The organism is Serratia sp. CY56464, from assembly GCF_052168435.1.
Taxonomy (GTDB): domain Bacteria; phylum Pseudomonadota; class Gammaproteobacteria; order Enterobacterales; family Enterobacteriaceae; genus Serratia; species Serratia marcescens.
Map to the genome: position 1 here is coordinate 141,056 of NZ_JBJNMV010000002.1, position 23,651 is coordinate 164,706.

Consider the following 23,651-nt stretch of genomic DNA (forward strand, 5'->3'; position numbering starts at 1 on the left):
CCCCCGATTTGTCTGGAGAATCCAAAATGGCAAAAGAATTCAGCCGCGGTCAACGCGTGGCGCAAGAGATGCAGAAAGAGATTGCGATCATTCTGCAGCGTGAAGTGAAAGATCCGCGCGTCGGTATGGCGACCGTTTCCGGCGTGGAAGTCTCCCGTGATCTGGCGTATGCCAAGGTTTACGTCACCTTCCTGAACGTGCTGACCGAGAACCACGATCCGGATCTGGTCACCAACGGCATCAAAGCGTTGCAGGACGCTTCCGGCTATATCCGCACCCTGCTGGGCAAAGCGATGCGCCTGCGCGTGGTGCCGGAGCTGACCTTCGCCTACGACAACTCCCTGGTGGAAGGCATGCGCATGTCCAACCTGGTGACCAACGTGGTGAAGAACGACGCCGAGCGCCGTTCCGCCTCAGGCGATGACAAGGAGGATTAATGAGTCGCCCTCGTCGCCGCGGCCGTGATATCCACGGCGTGCTGTTGCTGGACAAGCCGCAAGGGTTGTCGTCCAACGATGCGCTGCAAAAAGTAAAACGCCTGTACAACGCCAACCGAGCGGGCCATACCGGCGCGCTCGATCCGTTGGCGACCGGCATGCTGCCTATCTGCCTGGGCGAAGCGACCAAGTTTTCGCAATACCTGCTCGATTCCGACAAGCGCTATCGGGTGATCGCCAAGCTGGGGCAGCGTACCGATACTTCCGACGCCGACGGTCAGATCGTGCAGGAACGCCCGGTGAACTTCACCCAGGCGCAGCTCGACGCGGCGCTGGACACCTTCCGTGGCGACATCCAGCAGGTGCCGTCGATGTATTCGGCGCTGAAATACCAGGGCAAGAAACTCTACGAGTATGCGCGCCAGGGGATTGAAGTGCCGCGAGAAGCGCGCAGCATCACGGTGTACGAGCTGCAGTTTATCCGCTGGGAAGGGGATGAGCTGGAGCTGGAGATCCACTGCTCGAAAGGCACCTACATCCGCACCATCACCGACGATCTCGGCGAGTTGCTGGGCTGCGGCGCGCACGTGATCTATCTGCGCCGCCTGCAGGTGGCGACTTATCCGATCGCGCGCATGGTGACGCTGGAACAGCTGAATGCTTTGCTGGCGCAGGCGCAGGAACAAGCGATCGCGCCCGGCGAGCTGCTCGATCCGCTGCTGATGCCGATGGACAGCCCGGTTGAGAACTATCCGGAAGTGAATTTGCTGCCGGTGGTGGCGGGTTACGTCAAGCAGGGGCAACCGGTGCAAGTGGCCGGCGCGCCGGCTTCCGGTCTGGTGCGCATCACCGAGGGTGAAGAGCGAAAATTCATCGGCGTTGGCGACATCGCCGAGGATGGTCGCGTGGCGCCGCGCCGCCTGGTGGTCGAGCATTTCGACTGACGGCGGGGCACTGCGTCGCCTTGCGATCGCACTGCGCTAAGAGTAGAATGGCGCAGCTTATGCATTGGGTTGCTGAATTAGAGATCGGCGCCTGTTTTTATTATCTATAATCTGGAGTATTACAATGTCTCTAAGTGTTGAAGCTAAAGCTCAAATCGTAGCTGATTTCGGTCGTGGTACTAACGACAGCGGTTCTACCGAAGTTCAGGTTGCCCTGCTGACTGCGCAGATCAACCATCTGCAAGGCCACTTCTCCGAGCACAAAAAAGATCACCACAGCCGTCGTGGTCTGCTGCGTATGGTTTCTCAGCGTCGTAAGCTGCTGGACTACCTGAAGCGTAAAGATGTAGCACGTTACACCAGCCTGATCGAGCGTCTGGGTCTGCGTCGCTAATCTAGCAAGTTTCAGTGGAAAGGGGCCTATTTTGGCCCCTTTCTTCTAGGAAGCATAAGCAAATCAGGTTAATGTATTACTGATGTTTCCAAACAGGTTCTTCCGTTACAGAGGTTCGCGCGGCTAATGAGAGGCTTTATCTCCCGCCTGAGATAAGGATTGTCATTAGTCGCGAGGATGTAGTGAGAAGGCAAATCGAGTCACAGGCGTGTCGAGTCGTCAATGCGATTGCGCGCCGTTAATCAAGGATATAATTTTGCTGACACCGATCATTCGCAAATTCCAGTATGGCCAGCATACCGTCACCATCGAAACCGGTATGATGGCGCGTCAGGCCACCGCCGCCGTTATGGTGAGCATGGATGACACCGCCGTATTCGTTACCGTCGTTGGCCAGAAAAAAGCCAAGCCGGGCCAGAGCTTCTTCCCGCTGACCGTTAACTACCAAGAGCGTACCTACGCCGCCGGCCGCATCCCGGGCAGCTTCTTCCGTCGCGAAGGCCGTCCGAGCGAAGGTGAGACGCTGACTTCCCGTCTGATCGACCGTCCGATCCGTCCACTGTTCCCGGACAGCTTCCTGAACGAAGTTCAGGTGATTGCGACCGTGGTTTCCGTTAACCCGCAGGTGAACCCGGACATCGTTGCGATGATCGGTGCTTCTGCGGCCCTGAGCCTGTCCGGTATTCCGTTCAACGGCCCAATCGGCGCCGCGCGCGTAGGTTACATCAACGACCAGTACGTACTGAACCCAACGACTGACGAACTGAAAGAAAGCCGTCTGGATCTGGTGGTTGCCGGTACTGCAGGCGCGGTGCTGATGGTTGAATCCGAAGCGGACGTGCTGAGCGAAGACCAGATGCTGGGCGCCGTGGTGTTCGGCCATGACCAGCAGCAAGTGGTTATCGAAAACATCAACGCGCTGGTTGCCGAAGCGGGCAAACCGAAGTGGGATTGGCAGGCGCCTGCGGTCAACGAAGCGCTGCACGCGCGCGTGGCTGAACTGGCCGAAGCTCGCCTGGGCGACGCTTACCACATCACCGAAAAACAAGAGCGTTACGCTCAGGTTGACGCGATCAAAGACAGCGTTGTTGAAACCCTGCTGGCGCAGGACGAGACGCTGGACGCCGGCGAAATCCAGGACATCCTGGGCACCGTCGAGAAAAACGTGGTGCGCAGCCGCGTACTGCGTGGCGAGCCGCGTATCGACGGCCGTGAAAAAGACATGATCCGTGGCCTGGACGTGCGCACCGGCGTACTGCCGCGCACCCACGGTTCCGCGCTGTTCACCCGTGGCGAAACTCAGGCGCTGGTTACCGCGACCCTGGGCACCGCGCGCGACGCACAGAACCTGGACGAGCTGATGGGCGAGAAGACCGACAGCTTCCTGTTCCACTACAACTTCCCTCCGTACTCCGTAGGCGAAACCGGCATGGTCGGTTCTCCTAAGCGTCGTGAAATCGGTCACGGTCGCCTGGCGAAACGCGGCGTATTGGCTATGATGCCTAAACCGGAAGATTTCCCGTACACGGTTCGCGTGGTGTCTGAAATCACCGAATCCAACGGTTCTTCTTCCATGGCTTCCGTGTGCGGCGCGTCTCTGGCGCTGATGGACGCCGGTGTGCCAATTAAGGCTGCCGTTGCGGGCATCGCGATGGGCCTGGTGAAAGAAGCCGACAACTATGTGGTTCTGTCCGACATTCTGGGTGACGAAGATCACCTGGGCGACATGGACTTCAAAGTGGCCGGTAGCCGCGACGGTATCACCGCGCTGCAGATGGACATCAAAATCGAAGGCATCACCCGCGAAATCATGCAGGTGGCTCTGAACCAGGCCAAGGGCGCGCGTCTGCACATCCTGGGCGTGATGGAACAGGCTATCAGCACTCCGCGCGGCGATATCTCCGAATTCGCACCACGCATTCATACTATCCGCATCAACCCGGATAAAATCAAAGACGTGATCGGTAAGGGCGGTTCCGTTATCCGCGCGCTGACCGAAGAGACTGGCACTACCATCGAAATCGAAGATGATGGTACAGTTAAAATCGCTGCGACCGACGGTGAGAAAGCGAAATTCGCTATCCGTCGCATCGAAGAGATCACGGCAGAGATCGAAGTGGGCCGTATCTATCAGGGTAAAGTGACCCGTATCGTTGATTTCGGCGCATTCGTCGCTATCGGCGGTGGTAAAGAAGGCCTGGTGCACATTTCTCAGATCGCCGACAAGCGCGTTGAGAAAGTGACCGACTATCTGCAGATGGGTCAGGAAGTGCCGGTTAAGGTACTGGAAGTTGACCGTCAGGGCCGCGTGCGTCTGAGCATCAAAGAAGCGATGGCGCCGGAAGCGGGTTCACCTGCGCCTGAAGCAGAATAACTGTATAGATAGTTTTACAGCTCCCCGCCACGGGGTTGGGAGCTGTTCGTATCGCGCGGGTAGGATGCCCGCGTTTTAGCAAACGGAGGACAGGACGTTCATCCAATGTTTGTCTTCGGGAGTGGGAAATGAAGCCTTTCTTGCGCTGGTGTTACGTTGCGACAGCACTCATGCTGGCAGGATGCAGCAACCATGATTGGCGTAAAGACGAAGTTTTGGCAATCCCGTTGCAGCCAACGTTGCAGCAGGAAGTGATCCTGGCGCGCATGGAACAAATTCTTGCCAGCCGGGCACTGACGGATGACGAACGCGCACAGCTTTTATATGAGCGCGGTGTGCTGTATGATAGCCTCGGGTTACGTGCATTAGCGCGCAATGATTTCTCGCAGGCGCTGGCGATACGTCCCGACATGCCGGAAGTTTTCAACTACCTGGGCATTTACTTAACGCAGGCAGGCAATTTTGATGCTGCCTATGAAGCGTTTGATTCTGTACTAGAGCTTGATCCAACTTACAATTACGCGCGTTTAAACCGGGGCATCGCACTGTATTATGGCGGCCGCTTCCCGTTGGCGCAGGATGATCTGCAGGCGTTTTATCAAGACGACCCAAACGATCCCTTCCGTTCGTTATGGCTGTATCTGGTGGAGAGAGAAATCGATCCCAAGAAGGCCGAGGTAGCGCTTCAGCAGCGCTATGACAAAGCGGACAGAGGGCAATGGGGATGGAATATTGTCGAATTCTACCTGGGCAAGATCAGCGAAAAAACGCTGATGGAACGCCTCAAGGCAGATGCAACGGATAACACTTCGCTCGCTGAGCATCTCAGTGAAACTGACTTCTATTTGGGTAAACACTACCTGAGTCTGGGGGACAAGGACACCGCTTCGGCGCTGTTCAAACTGACGGTGTCTAACAACGTTCACAACTTCGTTGAGCACCGCTATGCATTGTTGGAATTGGCGCTTTTGGGCCAAGAGCAAGACGACCTATCGGAATCGGACCAGCAATAGCTGACGAACACCTATCAGCCTGATGGACATTGGTTTTTAACCAAAGTTATCGCCTTCACGGGCGAGGGCTTTTTTGTTCGTTTTATAATCTAATTTGAGCCGGTTCACACTTTTCAATGAAAATGACTGAAAATTTTCTCGACGAGTTATGTAGACTGGCTGCCATTATTAATGAGGCACGTGTACATGACGACTGAGTTTGAAACCTCTTTTGCTGATCTGGGGCTGTCTGCTCCAATCATTTCCGCCCTGAACGATCTGGGCTATGAAAAACCATCTCCGATCCAGGCTGAGTGTATTCCTCACCTGTTGAACGGCCGCGACGTGCTGGGCATGGCGCAGACCGGTAGTGGTAAAACTGCAGCGTTCTCGCTGCCGCTGCTGCACAACCTGCAGGCAGACCTGAAAGCACCTCAGATCCTGGTGCTGGCGCCGACCCGTGAACTGGCGGTTCAGGTTGCCGAAGCGATGACCGATTTCTCCAAACACATGAACGGCGTCAACGTGGTAGCCCTGTACGGCGGCCAGCGTTACGACGTGCAGCTGCGCGCTCTGCGCCAGGGCCCGCAAATCGTTGTGGGTACCCCAGGCCGCCTGCTGGACCACCTGAAGCGCGGCACCCTGAACCTCTCCAATCTGAGCGGTCTGGTGCTGGATGAAGCCGACGAAATGCTGCGCATGGGCTTTATCGAAGACGTAGAAACCATCATGGCTGAGATCCCGGCTGAACATCAGACCGCGCTGTTCTCCGCCACCATGCCGGAAGCGATCCGTCGCATCACCCGCCGCTTCATGAAAGAGCCGCAGGAAGTGCGCATCCAATCCAGCGTGACCACCCGTCCGGACATTAGCCAGAGCTACTGGTCGGTCTACGGCATGCGTAAAAACGAAGCGCTGGTGCGTTTCCTGGAAGCCGAAGACTTTGACGCGGCGATCATCTTCGTCCGTACCAAGAACGCGACCCTGGAAGTGGCCGAAGCGCTGGAGCGCAGCGGTTACAGCAGCGCCGCGCTGAACGGCGACATGAACCAGGCGCTGCGTGAGCAGACTCTGGAGCGTCTGAAAGACGGTCGTCTGGATATCCTGATCGCGACCGACGTTGCGGCCCGTGGCCTGGATGTTGAGCGCATCAGCCTGGTTGTCAACTACGACATCCCGATGGACTCCGAGTCTTACGTTCACCGTATCGGCCGTACCGGTCGTGCGGGCCGCGCCGGCCGCGCGCTGCTGTTCGTGGAAAACCGCGAACGCCGCCTGCTGCGCAATATCGAACGCACCATGAAGCTGACCATCCCTGAAGTGGAACTGCCGAACGCAGAACTGCTGGGCGAGCGTCGTCTGGCCAAGTTCGCCGCGAAAGTTCAACAGCAGCTGGAAAGCAGCGATCTGGACCTGTACCGTGCACTGCTGACCAAACTGCAGCCGGAAGAAGAGCTGGATATGGAAACCCTGGCCGCAGCGCTGCTGAAAATGGCTCAGGGCGAACGTCCGCTGATCCTGCCGCCGGATCCGGTCTTCAAACCGCGTCAGCGCCGCGAGTTCAACGACCGTGACGATCGTCGCGGTGACCGTGGCGATCGCCGCGACAGCCGTGACGGCGATCGTCCGCGTCGCGAACGTCGTGACGTTGGCGAAATGCAGCTGTACCGCATCGAAGTGGGCCGTGACGATGGCGTAGAAGTGCGTCACATCGTTGGCGCTATCGCTAACGAAGGCGACATCAGCAGCCGTTACATCGGCAACATCAAGCTGTTCGCTTCCCACTCCACCATCGAGCTGCCAAAAGGCATGCCGGGCGAGATCCTGAATCACTTCACTCGCACTCGCATCCTGAACAAGCCGATGAACATGCAGCTGCTGGGCGATGCACAGCCGTTCGAACGTCGCGAGCGTCGTGACGGTGGCAACGGTGGCGAGCGTCGCGGCAACGGTCGTCCGTTCAACGGCGAACGTCGTGAAGGCGGCCCGCGTCGCTCCTTCGGCGAACGTCGTGAAGGCGGTAACGGCGGCGAGCGTCGTGGCGGCAACTACAACCGCGACGGCAAGCCGGCGCCACGCCGTGATGATGGCGCACCGGCGGCACCACGTCGTCGTTTCGGCGACGCATAATCGCTGATTCGCCGTTCGCGGTGAAGCGCTCTGAAAAACCAGCCTGCGGGCTGGTTTTTTTATGCCTGAAAGTTGCCGTCAAACGCCCCTGAATGGCGTATCATTCATAAGGTTTTTTCTTACGGATGATATGCACGGGAGATGCCATGAGTTGGCAGCAGTTTAAATCTCAATACCTGGTGCGCTTTTGGGCGCCGCTGCCGGCGGTGATCGCCGCCGGGATCCTTTCTACCTACTACTTCGGCATGACCGGCACCTTCTGGGCGGTGACCGGCGAATTCACTCGCTGGGGCGGCCATGTGCTGCAGTGGTTCGGCCTGCATCCCGAGCAGTGGGGCTATTTCAAGGTCATCGGCCTGCAGGGCACGCCGCTGGAGCGCATCGACGGGCGCATGATCATCGGCATGTTCGCCGGCTGCATCGCCGCCGCGCTGTGGGCCAACAACATCAAACTGCGTCAGCCGCAGCACCGCATTCGCATCGTGCAGGCGCTGCTGGGCGGCATCATCGCCGGCTTCGGCGCACGCCTGGCGATGGGCTGCAACCTGGCGGCATTCTTCACCGGCATTCCGCAGTTCTCGTTGCACGCCTGGTTCTTCGCGCTGGCGACTGCCGCCGGCTCCTACTTCGGCGCCAAATTCACGCTGCTGCCGATGTTCCGCATTCCGGTCAAATTGCAAAAGGTGAAGGCCGCCGCGCCGCTGACGCAGAAGCCTGAGCAGGCGCGCCGCCGCTTCCGGCTGGGCATGGCCGTCTTCGGCCTGGCGGTGGCCTGGTCGCTGTGGACGCTGTTCGATGCGCCGAAGCTTGGCATCGCCATGCTGTTCGGCATCGGCTTTGGCCTGCTGATCGAACGCGCGCAGATCTGCTTCACCTCGGCGTTCCGCGATCTGTGGATCACCGGCCGCACCCACATGGCGAAAGCCATCATCATCGGCATGGCGGTGAGCGCCATCGGCATCTTCAGCTATGTGCAGCTCGGCGTGGCGCCGAAGATCATGTGGGCCGGCCCGAATGCGGTGCTGGGCGGTTTGCTGTTCGGCTTCGGCATCGTGCTGGCCGGCGGCTGCGAGACCGGTTGGATGTACCGTGCGGTGGAAGGGCAGGTGCACTACTGGTGGGTGGGGCTGGGCAACATCATCGGCGCTACGCTGCTGGCCTATTACTGGGACGACCTGGCGCCGGCGCTGGCGACCGATTACGACAAGATCAACCTGCTCGATACCTTCGGCCCGATCGGCGGCCTGCTGGTGACTTACCTGCTGCTGGCGCTGGCCTTCGCCGCCATGCTGTGGTGGGAGAAACGCTTTTTCCGCGCCCGGCCTGAGGCGCAGGTGGTGAACTTGAGGAGCATGCCATGAAAGAGACGACGATAGTGCCGGACTACCGGCTGGACATGCTGGGCGAGCCTTGCCCGTACCCGGCGGTGGCGACGCTGGAGGCGATGCCGCAGCTGAAGCCGGGAGAGATCCTGGAGGTGATCAGCGATTGCCCGCAGTCGATCAACAACATCCCGCTTGATGCGCGCAACCACGGCTACAAGGTGCTGGATATCCAGCAGGACGGGCCGACCATCCGCTATCTGATCCAGCGTTAATGCCAAGGCGGTGGGGTTCCCACCGCCTTTTCGTTTTTTAGCCCTTCACGATGTCGCCCTTCACCCCGGCGACGATCTCGAACGAACGCAGCCGCGCCTGATGATCGAAGATCTGGCCGTTGACCATGATCTCGTCGGCATCGGTTTCACGCAGCAGCGTTTGCAGCCCGTGACGCACCGTTTTTTCATCGCCGACGATCGACATCCGCAGCGCCTGTTCGACGCCATACTGCTCGCCGGCGGTCCACAGCGCGTGGATGTTATCCACCGGCGGCGGCAGCGGGCCGGGCGAACCGCGGCGCAGATTGATGAATTGCTGCTGCATCGAGCTGAACAGGAAGCGCGCGTCGCGGTCGCTGTCGGCGGCGATCACGTTGACGCACACCATAGCGTGCGGCTGCGCCAGCTGTTTGGAGGGTTTGAAGTTCTCGCGGTACAGCTGCAGCGCCTGGAACAGCATATCCGGAGCGAAGTGCGAAGCGAAGGCGAACGGCAGGCCGAGCTGCGCCGCCAGCTGCGCGCTATAGAGGCTGGAGCCGAGCAGCCAGAGCGGCACATGCAGCCCCTGGCCCGGCACCGCCTGCACCGGCTGGCCGGGCTGCGCATCGCAGAAGTAGTTTTGCAGTTCCTGCACGTCGCGCGGGAAGGTATCCACGTCGCCGGACAGGTGCCGACGCAGCGCCATCATGGTGCGTTGATCGGTGCCGGGCGCGCGGCCCAGCCCCAGATCGATGCGGCCGGGGTAGAGCGACTCCAGCGTGCCGAACTGCTCGGCGATCACCAGCGGCGCATGGTTCGGCAGCATCACGCCGCCGGAGCCGAGGCGAATGCTCTGGGTGCCGGCGGCCAGATAGCCCAGCAGCACCGAGGTGGCGGCGCTGCCGATGCCGGTCATATTGTGGTGCTCGGCCAGCCAGTAACGCTGGTAGCCCCAGCGTTCGGCGTGCTGCGCCAGATCCAGCGAACAGTGGAAAGCGTCGCGCGCCTTGGCCCCTTGCGGGATTGGCGATAAATCCAGTACCGAAAGCGGTACGGCAGTGTGTTCAGTCATGACATCGTCCATCAGAGAGTGGATCGCTTAAAGGGCGATTGCAGGAGTCTGCATACTAAAAGGCCGAAAAAAAGATGCTTTTTAGTGTTAAAAGCATAATCCAATTTATAGTTATAAAAGAGGAGATATGTGCTTGTGATATCCTCATGAGTGCAATGGTGTTTTTTGGAGCAATTTGAGACATGGAAATGATGATCCCCGCCCGCCGCTTACCGTTCCGGGAGCTGACATAATGAAAAAAAAGACGCTGTTTACCCTGTTGCTGATGTTGGCGGCGATCGCATTGGCGATCCTGTTCCGCGCGCACAATCAGGATCTGTTACTGCAGGGTGAAGTGGATGCCCCCGAAGTGATCGTCGCATCCAAGGCGAAAGGCCGAGTCGTTGAACGCCTGATCGAACGCGGCGACGACGTGAAAAGCGGCCAACTGATCATCCAACTCGACAGCCCCGAACTGATGGCGCAGCTGCGTTCCGCGCAGGCGACGCGCGACGAGGCCAAAGCGCAGCTCGAGCTGTCGCTGCACGGCACCCGTGAAGAGAGCATCCGCAACCTGCGCGCCAACCTGGCGCAGGCCGAGGCGCAGTATCGCAATGCGCAAAACGACTACAACCGTAACCTGAGCGTGGCCGGCAAGGGCTATATCTCGAAGTCCGAGCTGGACGCTTCGCGCCGGTCGCGCGACACCGCCTTCCAGCAGGTGCAGGCCGCCAAGGCCAACCTGGATGAAGGCATCAACGGCGACCGCGTCGAGCAGCGGCAGCAATATGCGGCGGCGCTGCGGGCGGCGGAAGAGAACCTGCTGCAGGTCCAGGCGCAGAGCGACGATCTGCAGGTGAAAGCGCCGGTGGACGGCGAAGTGGGGCCGATCCCGGCCGAAGTGGGCGAATTGCTGAACGCCGGCAGCCCGCTGGTGACGTTGATCCGGGTGCCGGACGCCTACTTCGTGTTTAACCTGCGTGAAGACATCCTGGCCCACGTGCGCAAAGGCGACAAGGTCAAGCTGCGGGTGCCGGCGCTGAAGGACAAAATGATCGACACCGAGGTGCGCTACATCGCGCCGCTGGGGGATTACGCCACCAAACGCGCCACCCGCGCCACCGGCGACTTCGACCTGAAAACCTTCGAAGTGCGCCTGTATCCGTCACAGCCGGTGGACGGCCTGCGTCCGGGGATGAGCACCTTATGGCAATGGAAAGAGTAAGGGCCGGCTGGCGCTGCTTCAGTCACGCGTTCGACAAAGAGTGTCGCGTCGCCTTTCGCAGCCCGGTGGTGCACTGGCTGAGCTGGATCTTTCCGCTGATCTTGTTTGCGCTGATCAGCAGCAACTTCTCCGAAGGCACGCTGCTCGATCTGCCGGTCTCGGTGGTGGACAGCGATCACAGCCCGCTGTCCAAATCGCTGACGCGCCGGCTGGACGCCGGTTCGCACGCCCACGTCGAGGCTTACGGCGGCGGGCTGCCGGAGTCACTGAGCCGCCTGCGCAGCGCGCAGGATTACGCGTTGCTGTATATCCCGCCGGATCTTGAGGCCAACGCGCTGTCGGGCAAACAGCCGAGCGTGGTGATGTACTACAATGCGTTGTTCTACGGCGCCGGGCTGTACTCCACTCAGGACTTCGGCGGCCTGATGAACGAAATCAACGCCAGCACCCGCAGCATCATCGCCACCGAGATGGGCAAAACGCTGCCGCCGTTGGCGGACGTGACGCTCTCCTACGGCAGCCTGTTCAACGCCAGCGGCAGCTATATCTATTACCAGCAGTTCGCCGCCACCATCCACCTGCTGCAGCTGTTCGCGGTGACCTGCATGATCTATGTGTTGGCGCGCAGCAAGTCGCTGCTGCAGGCCAAGCCGTTCAGCCTGGCGCTGCTCGGCAAGCTGGCGCCGTACACGCTGTGTTTCACCACCCTGCTGATGGTCGAGATCGCGGCGCTGGTGGGCATCTTTGACGCCCGCGTCAGCGGCAACCCGCTGTTTATGCTGATGATTGGCCTGTTCTATGTGATGGCGGCGCAGAGCATCGGCCTGCTGCTGTACACCTTTACCGGCAGCACCATCACCGCCTACAGCCTGATCGGTATTTTGGTCAGTATCGCGATGACCTTCTCCGGTATGGCGGTGCCTGAGCTGTCGATGCCGCTGCCGGCGCGCATCATTTCCAACATCGAACCGCTGACCCACGCGCTGTACGCGATGTTCGACGTCTTCCTGCGGCAGGTGCACGCCAGCGCCATCTTCAGCGTGTGCGCGCTGCTGGCGGTCTATCCGCTGGTGGCCGCGCTGCTGGTGCGCAATCGCCTGCCGGCGCGGCTGGCAAAAGAGGGGAACGCCGGATGAAGCTCTATTGGCAAACCTTCGTTAAAGTGCTGCTCGGCATGCTGGAGCGGCCGGTGTGGCTGATGCTGATCCTGTCGCTGTGCATCATGAGCCTGGTGTACGCCAACCGCACGGTCTGGGATCTGCCGGTGGGGGTGGTCGATCAGGATCACAGCACCGCCAGCCGGCAGCTGATCCGCCAACTGGACGCCACCTCCAAGATCGCGATTGAAACCTACGACAGCCTGGAACAGGCGCAGCGCGATCTCAGCTGGCGCAAGCTGTTTGCAGTGATCATCATGCCGGTGGATCTGGAGAAGAAAATTCTCAGCGGGCAGAACATCGTGGTGCCGGTCTACGGCGACGCCACCAACCGCCTGGCTAACGGCCAGATCCAACAAGACGTGGTGGCGGCCTATCAGCAGCTGCTGACGGAGTACAACAACGGGCTGCTGCTGCGCAGCGGCTTCAGCGAACGGCAGGCGCAGATACTGCTGACGCCGATACTGGGGCAAACGCTGGACGTGTTCAACCCCGGCATCAGCTTCGCGGCGATCATCTTCCCCGGGCTGTTGGTGATGCTGTTGCAGCACTCGTTGCTGATCGCCTGTATCCGCGTCAATATCGCCATGAAGAGCATGCCCGGCGGCAAAGCGCCGCTGGCGGCGCACCTCGGCGGGCTGACGGCGCTGCTGCCGATCTGGCTGTTCCTGTCGATCGTGCTGTTCGTGCTGTGGCCGTGGGTATTGGGCTATAGGCAGACGGCGAACATCGCCGAACTGCTGCTGCTGACCTTCCCGTTCCTGCTGGCGGTATTGGGGCTGGGCAAGCTGGTGACCGAGTGCCTGCGCAGCGTCGAGATGATCTACCTCACGCTGGCGTTCATCACGACGCCGGTCTTCTACCTGTCCGGCACCATCTGGCCGCTGCAGTCGATGCCGGCCTGGGTGCGCGCCATCTCGTACAGCATTCCCTCCACCTGGGGCACCAAGGCGATCGCCGGCGTCAACCAGATGGGGCTGTCGCTGAATGAAGTGTGGGGCGATGTGGTGATGATGTTGATACTCGGCGTGGTCTACACCCTGCTGGGCTTCGGCGTGGCCTTCTTGCGCAACAGCGTGGCGCTGCGCGGGATGTTCAGGAAGCGGCGGGCGTAGGGGATAAATAAAGGCGCCATTTTCGGTGCCTTTATTATTTCGTATTATTGATATGGTTAAGGTGATTTATTTAGTGGGATGTTCACTCTTATTTTAATTTGATTTCTTATTTTGACTTTGGTAATTGTAATTGTCGACCTGCTTAGGGAGTTAATGGTTGACGTTAATTTTATCTATAACGTGTTATTTAAAGGATGGAATAATATGTCAACAATAAGAATGCTTACATTTGATGAGATGAAACTGATTGGCGGTTGTGGCGATGGAAATAACGGCGGCGATCGTGATAGGCCAAGCAGAGGTGCGCCAAACTCTTGTGCCAATCAGGTTGGAATGGGCATTATCATTGGCGCATTTACCGGTTTTTCCGGCGGCCCGCCTGGGATGGTCGGAATGGCCGTTGCCGGTGGCTTAATGGGGGCGGTCTCTTGCGCAGATAACAGCCCAGCCGGGAATAATAAGAATAACGGTGGTGCCTTGGGCGGGAATAAAAACGCCAATAGCGTTAATGGGCAATGTCGCTGGTGATGAGTCAATCGCTTTTAGAGTGTCAAAAATAGAGGGTGGGTTATGGTTAATAGGCGTCTTTTAAACCCGCTTTGTAATATGATGGCGCTAACGTTGAGTATGTTACTTATCTCGTTCTCCTCATTGAGTATTATTTCATACGGAGAACATTTGGTAGATGCGGCCATCGCGGTTTTCACGTATTTTGGTATCAGAAGCTGCTGCCTGATGTGTGTAAGTTTATTCCATTGGTTCCACGGTGGAAATGACCGCATTAATCTTGATAAATAAACAGTGCCGGCAGCGTCCGCCGCCGGCACTGTCCTCGCTAAGACACCAACTCCAACCCCGCCACGCGGCGCCAGTAGCCGTTGCAGTCGGTGTGGTCGGTCAAAGTCAGCGGCTGCTCGCCATACTCGTTGGCGCGGAAGGCGTCGATTTGCGCCAGTGTCTCGGCGCCCTGCGGCGATAGCCGCACGATGTCCACCAGCCCTTGCATGCTCGGCAGCTCGTTGCCGAGGTTATAGCAGTAGCCGCTCATGGTCTGGATGCCGTTGAGCACGAACACCTGCTGCTGCTCCTGCGAGCGCATCATGCGACCCTGCGGATATTTGATGCAGCAGGTTTCGCACTCGTCCTTGCCGCGGTTTTCCGAGCGGGCGGTGAAGCAGCGCGCCGAATAGGCCAGCGGCAGGTGGCCGTAGCTCAGCACCTCCACTTCGAAATCGTGGCGGAAGCCCAGTTCGTCGCACTGCGTCAGCAGGTTGGCCAGCCAGTCGCGCGACAGCTCGACCGGCATGCACCAGCGCACCATGCCCTGGCGGCGCAGCAGGCGTAGGGTATAAGCGTTGTAGCAGTTCAGCGCATGGCCGGCGACGAACGGCAGACCGCGCTCCGCCGCCATGTTGACCGCGCCCAGATCGTTGGCTTCAAACAAGAACTCGCCGTTCTCCACATAGCGTTTCAGCTCATTCAGTTCGGACGGCGCCTGCAGCAGCGCCAACGTGGAGATCACCACCTGCTTGCCGCTGCGGGCGATTTCACGCGCCAGCGCCAGCCAATCGCCGACCTTCATCTCGCGCCGCTTGGTGCAGACGCTCTCGCCGAGATAAATGATGTCGGCGCTGCTCTCCGCCGCCTGTTGATAGAACGCCGCGATGTCGTTTTTCGGCCAGTAGTAGAGTACCGGCCCGAGTGCGTATTTCATGTTTCCTCCGGCTACTGCCATTTGCGGTGATAGGCGCCCAGCGTGGTTTGGGTGCCCTCGGACATCGCGCCCAGCGTCTCCATCCAGGCGGCGTCGGCGCGATAGGCGGCCGGATCGGCCTGACAACGATCTATCGCCTGGCGCCAGACGCGCGCCACCTGGCTGACGTAAGCCGGGCTGCGCTGGCGGCCTTCGATCTTCACCGAGGCGATGTTGGCGGCCAGCAGCGCCGGCAGCAGCTCCAGCGTATTGAGGCTGGTGGGCTCTTCCAGCGCGTGGTAGCGAACGTCGTCCACCAGATAGCGGCCCTTGCACAGCGTCGGGTAACCGGCGTTTTCATGGTCCTGGTAGCGGTCGATCAGCACGTCGTTCAGGCGCGACTCCATGCCCTGCGGGGTGTGCTGCCAGCGCACGAAGCGCGCCGGCGAACAGGCGCCGACGGTGTTCGGCGACTCGCCGGTCAGGTAGGAAGAGAGATAGCAGCGCCCCTCGGCCATGATGCACAGGCTGCCGAAGGCGAACACTTCCAGCGGCACCGGGCTGGTGCGCGCCAGCTGTTTCACCTGGTGCATCGACAGCACCCGCGGCAGCACCACCCGGCCGACCTCGAAGTTGCGCTGGTAGAAACGGATCGCCTCCTCATTGGTGGCGGAAGCCTGCACCGAAACGTGGCGTTCCAGCTGCGGGTAGCGCTGGGCGGCGTATTCCAGCATCGCCAGATCCGCCAGAATCAACGCGTCGGCGCCCAGTTGGGCGGCCATGTCCACCGCGCGCTGCCAGCGGGCGTAGCCGTCGGGATGGGCGAAGGTGTTGATGGCGATATGCAGTTTGCGGCCGTGGCGATGCACGTAATCGACCGCTTCCTGCAGCTTTTTCTCGGTGAAGTTGAGGCCGGCGAAGTGGCGCGCGTTGGTATCGTCTTTCAGCCCGATGTAAACGGCATCGGCGCCGTTATCCACCGCGGCCTTCAGGGCCGGCAGGTTGCCGGCGGGACAAAGCAGCTCCATAGATTTATCCTGGCTTAGCCGTACGCCCGGCCGGGCGCACGCTGTCTTTAAAGGTTGCCGGCGGCGGTGTTCCGCCGGCAAACGCGAATCGGGGAGGCCATTTTAGGCAAAGGGGCGCACACAGGTTTTGATTTGGGGCAGCTTATGGCGTATTGATAAACATGGCGGTGAAATGCACTATTTGTTGATATAGACCGCTGAAGCCGCGCGCCAGTGTGGCAAAATAGCGGTAGTCCGTATTGAAAGGAGTGGATGACCGTGTTGGAACAACTACGAGCACGCCTTGTGCGCCAGGGGCCGTCGCTGCTGCGCATCCCGCTGAAATTCACGCCGTTCGCCCTGCAGCGCCAGTTGCTGCAACAGGTGCTGAGCTGGCAGTTCCGCCAGGCGTTGGCGGATGGCGAGCTGGAATTTCTCGAATCGCGCTGGTTGAAGATCGAAGTTCGCGATCTGGCGCTACACTGGTTTATGACGGTAGAAAACGACAAACTGGTGGTCAGCCAGCACGCCGAAGCGGACGTCAGCTTCAGCGGCGACGCCAACGATCTGATCCTGATCGCGGCGCGCAAGCAAGATCCGGATACGCTGTTCTTTCAGCGTCGGCTGCAGATTGAAGGGGATACCGAATTGGGCCTGTATGTGAAAAATTTGATGGACGCCATCGAGCTGGAAAGCATGCCTGCGCCGCTGCGCATGGGGCTGCTGCAGTTGGCTGATTTTGTCGAAGCAGGGCTGCAGGAGGGCACGGCGTCGGTTTCCCGTGTGGCGGTATCATGCTGATCCGCGTAGAGATCCCGGTAGACGCGGCGGGCATTGACGCCTTGCTGCGCCGCGCCTTTGGCCGCGACGACGAAGCCGATCTGGTGCAGCAGCTGCGTGAAGACGGCCTGCTGACGCTGGGCGTGGTCGCCACTGACGACGAAGGCGGGGTAGTGGGTTACGCCGCGTTCAGCCCGGTAGACGTGGCCGGCGAAGACCGCCAATGGGTGGCGCTGGCGCCGCTGGCGGTTGATGAAAGCCTGCGCCGCCAGGGGCTGGCTGAAAAGCTGGTGTACGAAGGCTTGGATTCGCTGAACGAATTCAGCTACGCCGCGGTGGTGGTGCTGGGCGATCCGGCCTACTACGGCCGCTTCGGCTTTAAACCGGCCGCCGCCTATGGCCTGCACTGCCGCTGGCCGGAGACGGAAAGCACATTCCAGGTGTATCCGCTGGCGGAAGACGCCCTGAATGGCGTCAGTGGCGAAGTGGCTTTTTCGGCGCCGTTTAATCGCTTCTAGCGCCCGGCAACAAATACTCCAACGACAGCGGCGGGTGATTCACCAGCCGCTCTTTTTGTATTTTGCTCAGCTGTTTGACGCGGTATTCCAGCTTCAGCGCCGTTGAGCGATCCCCCACCGGGCAGTGAAACGCCAGCGTCAATTCCCCTTTGCCGCGCAGCGCCTTGGCGCCTTTGCCGGCCTGATGCTGCGCCAGGCGGCGCGCCACGTCGGTGGTGATGCCGGTATACAGCATGCCGCTCGGTAAACGCAGCATATAGAGATACCAGTGGGGCAAGTCCATCATTGGGGTCCTGTGCAAGGGTAGAGATGACATCAGGCCGCCATAGCTAAGCGCGGCATCTCTATTTTGTCACGATTTAACGATGGATTTCACCACTGGCGGAACGGTTTGTTTATTCCGTCTTGACGATAAGGGATTATTTTACACCCACGGTAAATTTGTTTTCTTCCCCTTTATGATGCTGAATTGTCCACTCGCCACTGACGCGGAATGAAGCCGCGGAAGCATAGGTGTCTTCCATAAACTGGAAATAAACGATTTTTCCGTCTTTGACCTGCGCTTTTATTGCGAAAGGAGAGGTGAACTGATGGCCTAGCGCTACTGAGGTATAGGTGAATTGACCAAATACGGCCACGGTGCCTCCGTCGGCAAGAATGTCACCGATCGTGAAGTCGTTTATCTCCCAGTAAGTGCCGACATTTGAAAAGGTATCGATGTAAACCTGTCGCCCTTGAGAAGTGCCCGCCCAGGGCTCGATCTGTTTGAGCTCTTTGTTTTCAAAGTTCAGGGAAGTATAAACCGCGTTTTCATCGATAAGACGCATGGCGGCATTGGTGACGTCTTCCTTTGCCGTGTTCATCAAGAATGCATAAACCACATCTTTTGGCAGTTGAGTCTCTTCTGCTTTCACAATGAGTTTTTCATTGTTTTTCATATAAACCTCGTCACGTGACTTCCGGGATGAATAATTGGCCGTTTATTCCGATGATGAGCCGGTGATTGGTTGTAAATCAACGATGATCATAGCACCGCCGGAAAGCAGAGCAGATGATAGAAAGTGCTTAGGCGTTCGGGAAATAAAGTCCCTGTAAACGGCATTAATCATCCTAACGCCATATTAAATAAGGTTTTTATTCATGGTTAAGGCATTGGCGCACATGGGGTGACGAAGCGAGAACGCTGTTTTAAATGGATTTATATAAGCGGTATCAATGATGTTTTGATGCTTTTTATTTATGAATGGCGGTAGTGAACAGGGATTATGCTTGGTGGCTTGGATTTACTGATAATAAAGCCCGAGAGTAAGAAAGAGAGTGAGTCATTCCAGTCACTAGAGCGGCGTGGGCGACAGAGAGCATCTGCTGGCCAGGGTTGCGATGAGGTGATATTGCACCCCATCACAATCCCATCCCCGGCCGCCGGAGCCTTACCGCTTTACCCCTTTTTTCCCGCCAGCTCGAAGCGCGGCGAAACGATGCCGTACAGCGTCCAGCCGAGGAAGGTGGCGATGGCGCCCCACATCATCGCTTCTTCACCGGAGCTGTAGAGCGCATAGAAGCTGTACAGCGCGCCGATGCCGGCGATGATATTGGCGATGCGCGCCTTGTTGTCCGGCACCTTCGCCACTTTCTGAATAATGACCAGCGCCGCCATCGACAGGATGTAAGGGATGATGTTGGTCACCACCGCCAGGTTCACCAGCACGTTGAACTGCTTGTTCAGCGACGGGCTGATGGTCATCAGCGACAAACCGCTCTGGATGACGACGATGGTCAGCATGCCTTTAACCGGCGCGTCGGCCTTGCTCAGCTTGGAGAAGATTTTCGGGAAGAAGCCGCTGTCGGCGGAGGATTTGAACACCTGAGCGATGGTGAACTGCCAGCCGAGCAGCGAGCCGACGCAGGACATGACCATCAACGCCATGATGATCTTGCCGACCGTCGGGTTGAACATGTGGGAGAACGCCAGCCCGAACGGGGCGGTGGAGTTGGCCAGATCCATGTTCGGCACGATGCCGGCGATCACGTTGGTCGAAATGATATAGATCACCGCCGCGCTGAGGGTGCCGCCCAGTACGGCGATCGGCACGTTGCGCTCCGGGTTTTCCACCACGTCGGTGTTGGCGCAGGCGGATTCCAGCCCCAGGAACGCCCACAGGGTCATTGAGATGGAGGCGCCGATGGCTTCGAAGGTCGGCACCTGATGCGGGTTCCAGGCGGCGACGTAGGCGCTGCCGCTGAACCAGTACCAGCCGATGACCGAGATGCCCACCACCGGAATGATCACGCCCCAGACGGTGATGCCGCTGATTTTGCCGGTGATGCGCGCGCCGCCGAAGTTAGCGACGGTCGCCAGCCACAGCACGCCGATGGTGGCGATACAGATCCCGAGCGGGCTGAGCGTGGTGTCGAACAGCTCGGTGCCGTAGCCGACGGCTGAAATGGCGATGGCGATATTGGCGATCAGCAGCGAAACGCCGTAGGTATAGTTCGCCATGAAGTTGCCTGATTTACCGAAGGCGTATTCGGCGTAGCCGCCCATGCCGCCGGATTTACGGCTGAACATGCCGCATTTGGCGAAGGCGTAGGCCAGCGCCATCGAGCCGACGGCGGTCACCAGCCAGGAAACGATCGAAATCGTGCCTACTTCGGCCAGCTTGGTCGGCAGCATAATTATGCCGGAACCCATCATATTCACGGCGGTCAGGATCGTTAATTGTACGACCCCCATTTTATTATTGGACTTACTCATGATCATTTTCTCTTTTAGGATGCGATCCGGGCGGCGAGAATAATCACCGCCCCGTAAGGTGATTAATTTTTCATGACGTAGCCGTAAGCGCGGTTCCAGCCGTCCTCATCCTGTTGGATATAAACGCCCTGCAATTCCGGCGCGAACCCCGGCAATAAATTGATGCCTTCTTCCAGTGCCAAGAAATAACGCTGCGCGGCGCCGCCCCAAATTTCACCGGGAACCACGCACAGCACGCCAGGCGGGTAAGGCAGGGCGCCTTCGGCGGCGATGCGGCCCTCGGCCTTGGCCAGCGACACCAATTCCACATTGCCGCGCACGAACTCGGTATTGGCGTCCTGCGGATTCATCACCACGCGCGGGAAATAACTTTTGCGGAACATCTCTTTTTGCAGTTCTTTAACGTCATAGCTGACGTAAAGATCGTGCATTTCCTGGCACAACTGGCGGATGGTGTAGTTTTTGTAGCGCTGCTGGTGGTTTTTATAGACCGCAGGCAGCACCTCGCTGAGCAGGGAGTTTTGCTCGATGTGCTTCTCGAAGCGGGCGATCAGGGCCACCAGGTGCTGCATCTTGGCGATGTCTTCCGCCGGCGTCAGCAGGAACAGGATCGAGTTGAGATCGCATTTTTCCGGCACGATGCCGTTTTCGCGCAGGTAGTTGGCCAGAATGGTCGCCGGGATGCCGAACTCGCTGTAGCTGCCGGTGGCGGTATCGATGCCCGGCGTGGTGAGCAGCAGCTTGCATGGATCGACGAAGTACTGCGACTCGGCATAGCCCTCAAAGGCGTGCCACTTCTCGCCGGGCACGAAGTTGAAGAAGCGCAGATCGTTGGCCATCGCCGCGGTGTCATAGGCCTGCCACGGCTTGCCGTCGATCTGATCCGGCACGAACGGTTTGATCATCGTGCAGGTATCCAGCAGCATTTTGCGCGCTTCGATGCCCACGCGCACGCACTCTTGCCACAGGCGCTGGCCGCTCTTGCCCTCGTGCATCTTGGCGTTGACGTCCAGCGCGGCGAACAGCGGATAGAACGGGCTGGTGGAGGCGTGCAGCATAAAGGCGTTGTTGAAGCGCTTGTGGTTGCAGTAGCGGCTCTGCCCCTTGATGTGCTTGTCTTTTTTGTGGATCTGCGAGGTCTGCGAGAAACCGGCCTGCTGTTTGTGCACCGACTGGGTGACGATGATGCCGGGATCGTTTTCGTTCAGTTCCAGCAGCAGCGGCGAGCAGTCTTTCATCATCGGAATGAACTGCTCATAGCCCACCCAGGCGGAGTCGAACAGGATGTAGTCGCACAGGTGGCCAATTTTGTCGACCACCTGACGGGCGTTGTAGATGGTGCCGTCGTAGGTGCCGAGCTGGATGATCGCCAGGCGGAACGGGCGAGCCTCGTTGGCGCGTTCCGGCGCCACTTCGCGGATCTGCTGGCGCAGGTAGCGTTCGTCGAAGCAGTGCGCGTCGATGCCGCCGATAAAGCCGAACGGGTTGCGCGCGGTTTCCAGATAAACCGGCGTGGCGCCGGCCTGGATCAACGCGCCGTGGTGGTTGGATTTATGGTTGTTGCGGTCGAACAGCACCAGGTCGCCGCGCGTCAGCAGGGCGTTGGTCGCCACCTTGTTCGAGGCCGAGGTGCCGTTGAGCACGAAGTAGGTCTTGTCGGCGTTGAACACCTTGGCGGCGTGCTGCTGTGCGGCGCAAGGCGCGCCTTCGTGGATCAACAGGTCGCCCAGTTTGACGTCGGCGTTGCACATGTCGGAGCGGAAAATCGTTTCGCCGTAGAAGTCGAAGAACTGGCGGCCCGCCGGGTGTTTGCGGAAGAACTCGCCGCCCTGGTGGCCGGGGCAGGCGAAGGTGGCGTTGCCCATTTCCACATACTGCGTCAGCGTATTGAAGAACGGCGGCAGCAGTTCGCTCTCATATTTGGCGGCGGCGGCTTCCAGCTGTTTGCCGTAGAACTGGGTATTCTTGCCGCACAGCTCAAACACGCCATGCAGCGCCGGCAAGACGGCGTTATCCAGCTCTTCTTCGCAGCAGACGGCGACGAACAGCGGAATGTTCAGGCCGTGTTCTTCGATGTGCGCCACCATGCCTTGCGCGACGTCGTCTACCGACAGCACGATGGCGGCGACGTCATTGAAATCGCTGTGATGCACATCGACGATGTCGCGTTCAGTTTCAAAGCAGCCGAGGGTTTGGGTGTTGGCGGCAATTTTTAGTTTTTTCATTTTTCTCATTCTTCAGGCAAAGGCATTCCGCCGGCAAATAATTTCATTTGCCGCTAACGCCTTCACGAAAATAAAGGTGTACGAGAGCCCAGTGATGCCCTAAGACATTAACTGTGTTCTTTGTTTTATTTTTCTTGGAGGCTCTTTGACGGTATTAAAAATGTATTGCGCTCCCTTCCCGGTTTACGGGGGAAAGACATTATCACCGGAGTGCGGAGAATAAAGTGAAACGCAAAGACACTCTTAACAACGGCGTAAGAGCGAGGGGGTGAGGGTTATCTGTAGTTGAAGAATGCGAAACTAAAGCAGCTGCGATGAGCCATCATCATAATATGGGTTGTGCGCCTGATGTGCGCCATTTTTCGGTTATTGTTTTCCATTTTCTAATCCACCTTGCTGAGTGAAAAGATGGCGCTATTTTAACGCAAGGCGGGCTAAAAATCGTGATTAAAGTCACATAAATGCCGGTTTTGATAAATAACTATTCATAATTTATGCAGTGAATTGCATAAATCGTGTTCAGGGAGTCAACTGGGTATGTAAATAAATTGCTAATCGGTGCCGGACGTGTGCGCTAAATTTGCGTGTCGTCAGGATGAGAACAATAAAATCGCTCGATTAACCGGTTGCATAACGATCAAATAAATCCGCCTTGTATTTTTTATGTTATAAATCCGCTTTGGGCTTAAGTTAATAAAAATGCATTTATTGTGTTTTTATATTCAATTTTGTTTTTTGATGATTATCATTATTTGTGACTCGCTTCAACAACGCAGGGTAAGATGAAGTGAGTGAACAGGGAGGCGAGTAACCTTGAATACCCCAGAACAACGGCAGCAGATTGCGGATTTCATCGGCAAGCAACACGTCTTGACGCTGTGCGCCGGCGACGGCCTCGACATGTGGTGCGCCAACTGTTTTTACGTGTTCGACGCCGCGACGATGGCGCTGTGGCTGATGACCGAACCGCACACCCGCCACGGCGGGCTGATGCTGAACAACGGCCGGGTGGTTGGCACCATCGCGCCGAAACCGAAAAGCATCGCGCTGATCCGCGGCGTGCAATACCGCGCCGAGGCGGTGCTGCTGAGCGGCGAAGAGGCCGAGGCGGCGCGCGCGCGTTACTGCAAGCGCTTCCCGATCGCCAGGGCGATGAAGGCCTCGGTATGGCGGTTGGATCTGCACGAGGTGAAGATGACCGACAACACCCTTGGTTTCGGCAAGAAGCTGCATTGGGCGCGGTCTATACTTTAAATCGACGTATTGATTACAACGGGA

Annotated in this window: 24 protein-coding genes; 16 read left to right on the plus strand and 8 right to left on the minus strand. The window is 58.5% G+C overall.

What is annotated here, in order from left to right; genetic code table 11:
* Positions 1-26 precede the first annotated feature (26 nt).
* From rbfA to yedF, 9 genes are all read left to right on the plus strand, one after another.
* Positions 27-437 carry a 30S ribosome-binding factor RbfA gene (gene rbfA, locus ACJ8KE_RS14310; protein WP_004933508.1) on the plus strand — a complete coding sequence of 137 codons (411 nt, stop codon included), beginning with the start codon at positions 27-29 and terminating at the stop codon, positions 435-437.
* Entirely contained in the window at positions 437-1,381 is a 945-nt protein-coding gene (gene truB / locus ACJ8KE_RS14315) for a tRNA pseudouridine(55) synthase TruB (RefSeq protein WP_039567792.1), read from the plus strand. Before rbfA ends, truB begins: the two co-directional genes overlap by 1 nt.
* A 124-nt stretch (positions 1,382-1,505) precedes the next feature.
* Positions 1,506-1,775, plus strand: a complete 270-nt coding sequence (rpsO, locus tag ACJ8KE_RS14320; RefSeq protein WP_004933502.1) for a 30S ribosomal protein S15 — start codon at positions 1,506-1,508, stop codon at positions 1,773-1,775.
* Between the two features lie 256 nt (positions 1,776-2,031).
* Positions 2,032-4,149: a polyribonucleotide nucleotidyltransferase gene (gene pnp, locus ACJ8KE_RS14325; RefSeq protein WP_016929321.1), complete on the plus strand. Its 2,118-nt coding sequence runs from the start codon at positions 2,032-2,034 to the stop codon at positions 4,147-4,149.
* A gap of 128 nt (positions 4,150-4,277) precedes the next feature.
* Positions 4,278-5,162 (plus strand): lipoprotein NlpI, encoded by an 885-nt coding sequence (nlpI, locus tag ACJ8KE_RS14330; protein WP_004933495.1) that lies wholly within the window; start codon positions 4,278-4,280, stop codon positions 5,160-5,162.
* Between the two features lie 122 nt (positions 5,163-5,284).
* The gene (gene yrbN, locus ACJ8KE_RS14335) at positions 5,285-5,359 is read left to right on the plus strand and encodes a protein YrbN (RefSeq protein ID WP_223182019.1); all 75 of its coding nucleotides are present in this window, start codon (positions 5,285-5,287) and stop codon (positions 5,357-5,359) included.
* Positions 5,349-7,271 carry a DEAD/DEAH family ATP-dependent RNA helicase gene (locus ACJ8KE_RS14340; protein ID WP_004933492.1) on the plus strand — a complete coding sequence of 641 codons (1,923 nt, stop codon included), beginning with the start codon at positions 5,349-5,351 and terminating at the stop codon, positions 7,269-7,271. The genes yrbN and ACJ8KE_RS14340 overlap by 11 nt, the downstream gene beginning before the upstream one ends.
* A gap of 146 nt (positions 7,272-7,417) precedes the next feature.
* Entirely contained in the window at positions 7,418-8,632 is a 1,215-nt protein-coding gene (gene yedE / locus ACJ8KE_RS14345; protein ID WP_016929320.1) for a selenium metabolism membrane protein YedE/FdhT, read from the plus strand.
* Complete coding sequence (gene yedF / locus ACJ8KE_RS14350; RefSeq protein ID WP_004933486.1) at positions 8,629-8,868, plus strand: sulfurtransferase-like selenium metabolism protein YedF; 240 nt, start codon at positions 8,629-8,631, stop codon at positions 8,866-8,868. The genes yedE and yedF overlap by 4 nt, the downstream gene beginning before the upstream one ends.
* Before the next feature lie 37 nt (positions 8,869-8,905).
* Here the strand turns inward: yedF and ACJ8KE_RS14355 are convergent, their stop codons facing one another.
* A complete protein-coding gene (locus ACJ8KE_RS14355) occupies positions 8,906-9,919 on the minus strand; it encodes a luciferase-like monooxygenase (protein WP_033633542.1) in 1,014 nt (337 codons plus the stop codon).
* 232 nt (positions 9,920-10,151) lie between these two features.
* Between ACJ8KE_RS14355 and ACJ8KE_RS14360 the strand changes: the two genes are divergently transcribed.
* From ACJ8KE_RS14360 to ACJ8KE_RS14375, 4 genes are all read left to right on the plus strand, one after another.
* Positions 10,152-11,123 (plus strand): HlyD family secretion protein, encoded by a 972-nt coding sequence (locus ACJ8KE_RS14360; RefSeq protein ID WP_016929318.1) that lies wholly within the window; start codon positions 10,152-10,154, stop codon positions 11,121-11,123.
* Positions 11,105-12,259: an ABC transporter permease gene (locus ACJ8KE_RS14365; RefSeq protein WP_028127576.1), complete on the plus strand. Its 1,155-nt coding sequence runs from the start codon at positions 11,105-11,107 to the stop codon at positions 12,257-12,259. The genes ACJ8KE_RS14360 and ACJ8KE_RS14365 overlap by 19 nt, the downstream gene beginning before the upstream one ends.
* Positions 12,256-13,395: an ABC transporter permease gene (locus ACJ8KE_RS14370; RefSeq protein WP_016929316.1), complete on the plus strand. Its 1,140-nt coding sequence runs from the start codon at positions 12,256-12,258 to the stop codon at positions 13,393-13,395. The genes ACJ8KE_RS14365 and ACJ8KE_RS14370 overlap by 4 nt, the downstream gene beginning before the upstream one ends.
* Positions 13,396-13,548: 153 nt before the next feature.
* Positions 13,549-13,923 (plus strand): hypothetical protein, encoded by a 375-nt coding sequence (locus ACJ8KE_RS14375; RefSeq protein WP_126502204.1) that lies wholly within the window; start codon positions 13,549-13,551, stop codon positions 13,921-13,923.
* Positions 13,924-14,230: 307 nt separating this feature from the next.
* Here the strand turns inward: ACJ8KE_RS14375 and ACJ8KE_RS14380 are convergent, their stop codons facing one another.
* Together ACJ8KE_RS14380 and ubiU are read right to left on the minus strand one after the other, a co-directional pair.
* Complete coding sequence (locus ACJ8KE_RS14380) at positions 14,231-15,109, minus strand: U32 family peptidase (RefSeq protein ID WP_282677084.1); 879 nt, start codon at positions 15,107-15,109, stop codon at positions 14,231-14,233.
* An 11-nt stretch (positions 15,110-15,120) separates the two neighbouring features.
* Positions 15,121-16,116, minus strand: coding sequence for a ubiquinone anaerobic biosynthesis protein UbiU (gene ubiU / locus ACJ8KE_RS14385; RefSeq protein WP_072626613.1), 996 nt, complete (start codon positions 16,114-16,116; stop codon positions 15,121-15,123).
* 258 nt (positions 16,117-16,374) lie between these two features.
* Here ubiU and ubiT point away from each other — a divergent pair, with 258 nt between their 5' ends.
* Both ubiT and ACJ8KE_RS14395 read left to right on the plus strand, forming a co-directional pair.
* Positions 16,375-16,896 carry a ubiquinone anaerobic biosynthesis accessory factor UbiT gene (ubiT, locus tag ACJ8KE_RS14390; protein WP_028127577.1) on the plus strand — a complete coding sequence of 174 codons (522 nt, stop codon included), beginning with the start codon at positions 16,375-16,377 and terminating at the stop codon, positions 16,894-16,896.
* Entirely contained in the window at positions 16,890-17,393 is a 504-nt protein-coding gene (locus ACJ8KE_RS14395) for a GNAT family N-acetyltransferase (RefSeq protein WP_261420412.1), read from the plus strand. Before ubiT ends, ACJ8KE_RS14395 begins: the two co-directional genes overlap by 7 nt.
* Here the strand turns inward: ACJ8KE_RS14395 and ACJ8KE_RS14400 are convergent.
* The 5 genes from ACJ8KE_RS14400 to speFL all read right to left on the minus strand — a co-directional run bounded on the left by ACJ8KE_RS14400 (position 17,380) and on the right by speFL (position 22,753).
* Positions 17,380-17,676 (minus strand): GIY-YIG nuclease family protein, encoded by a 297-nt coding sequence (locus ACJ8KE_RS14400; protein ID WP_033634297.1) that lies wholly within the window; start codon positions 17,674-17,676, stop codon positions 17,380-17,382. The genes ACJ8KE_RS14395 and ACJ8KE_RS14400 overlap by 14 nt on opposite strands.
* 136 nt (positions 17,677-17,812) lie before the next feature.
* On the minus strand, positions 17,813-18,331 hold the full coding sequence (locus ACJ8KE_RS14405) for a nuclear transport factor 2 family protein (RefSeq protein WP_004933453.1): 519 nt from the start codon (positions 18,329-18,331) through the stop codon (positions 17,813-17,815).
* A 500-nt stretch (positions 18,332-18,831) separates the two neighbouring features.
* Positions 18,832-20,148, minus strand: coding sequence for a putrescine-ornithine antiporter (potE, locus tag ACJ8KE_RS14410; protein ID WP_025305085.1), 1,317 nt, complete (start codon positions 20,146-20,148; stop codon positions 18,832-18,834).
* Positions 20,149-20,210: 62 nt separating this feature from the next.
* On the minus strand, positions 20,211-22,373 hold the full coding sequence (speF, locus tag ACJ8KE_RS14415) for an ornithine decarboxylase SpeF (RefSeq protein WP_442517290.1): 2,163 nt from the start codon (positions 22,371-22,373) through the stop codon (positions 20,211-20,213).
* A 275-nt stretch (positions 22,374-22,648) separates the two neighbouring features.
* On the minus strand, positions 22,649-22,753 hold the full coding sequence (gene speFL, locus ACJ8KE_RS14420) for a leader peptide SpeFL (RefSeq protein ID WP_004933443.1): 105 nt from the start codon (positions 22,751-22,753) through the stop codon (positions 22,649-22,651).
* Between the two features lie 433 nt (positions 22,754-23,186).
* On the opposite strand from speFL, the gene ACJ8KE_RS14425 reads away from it, so the two are divergent.
* Positions 23,187-23,627, plus strand: a complete 441-nt coding sequence (locus ACJ8KE_RS14425) for a YhbP family protein (RefSeq protein ID WP_015376428.1) — start codon at positions 23,187-23,189, stop codon at positions 23,625-23,627.
* The last annotated feature ends 24 nt before the right edge of the window (positions 23,628-23,651 follow it).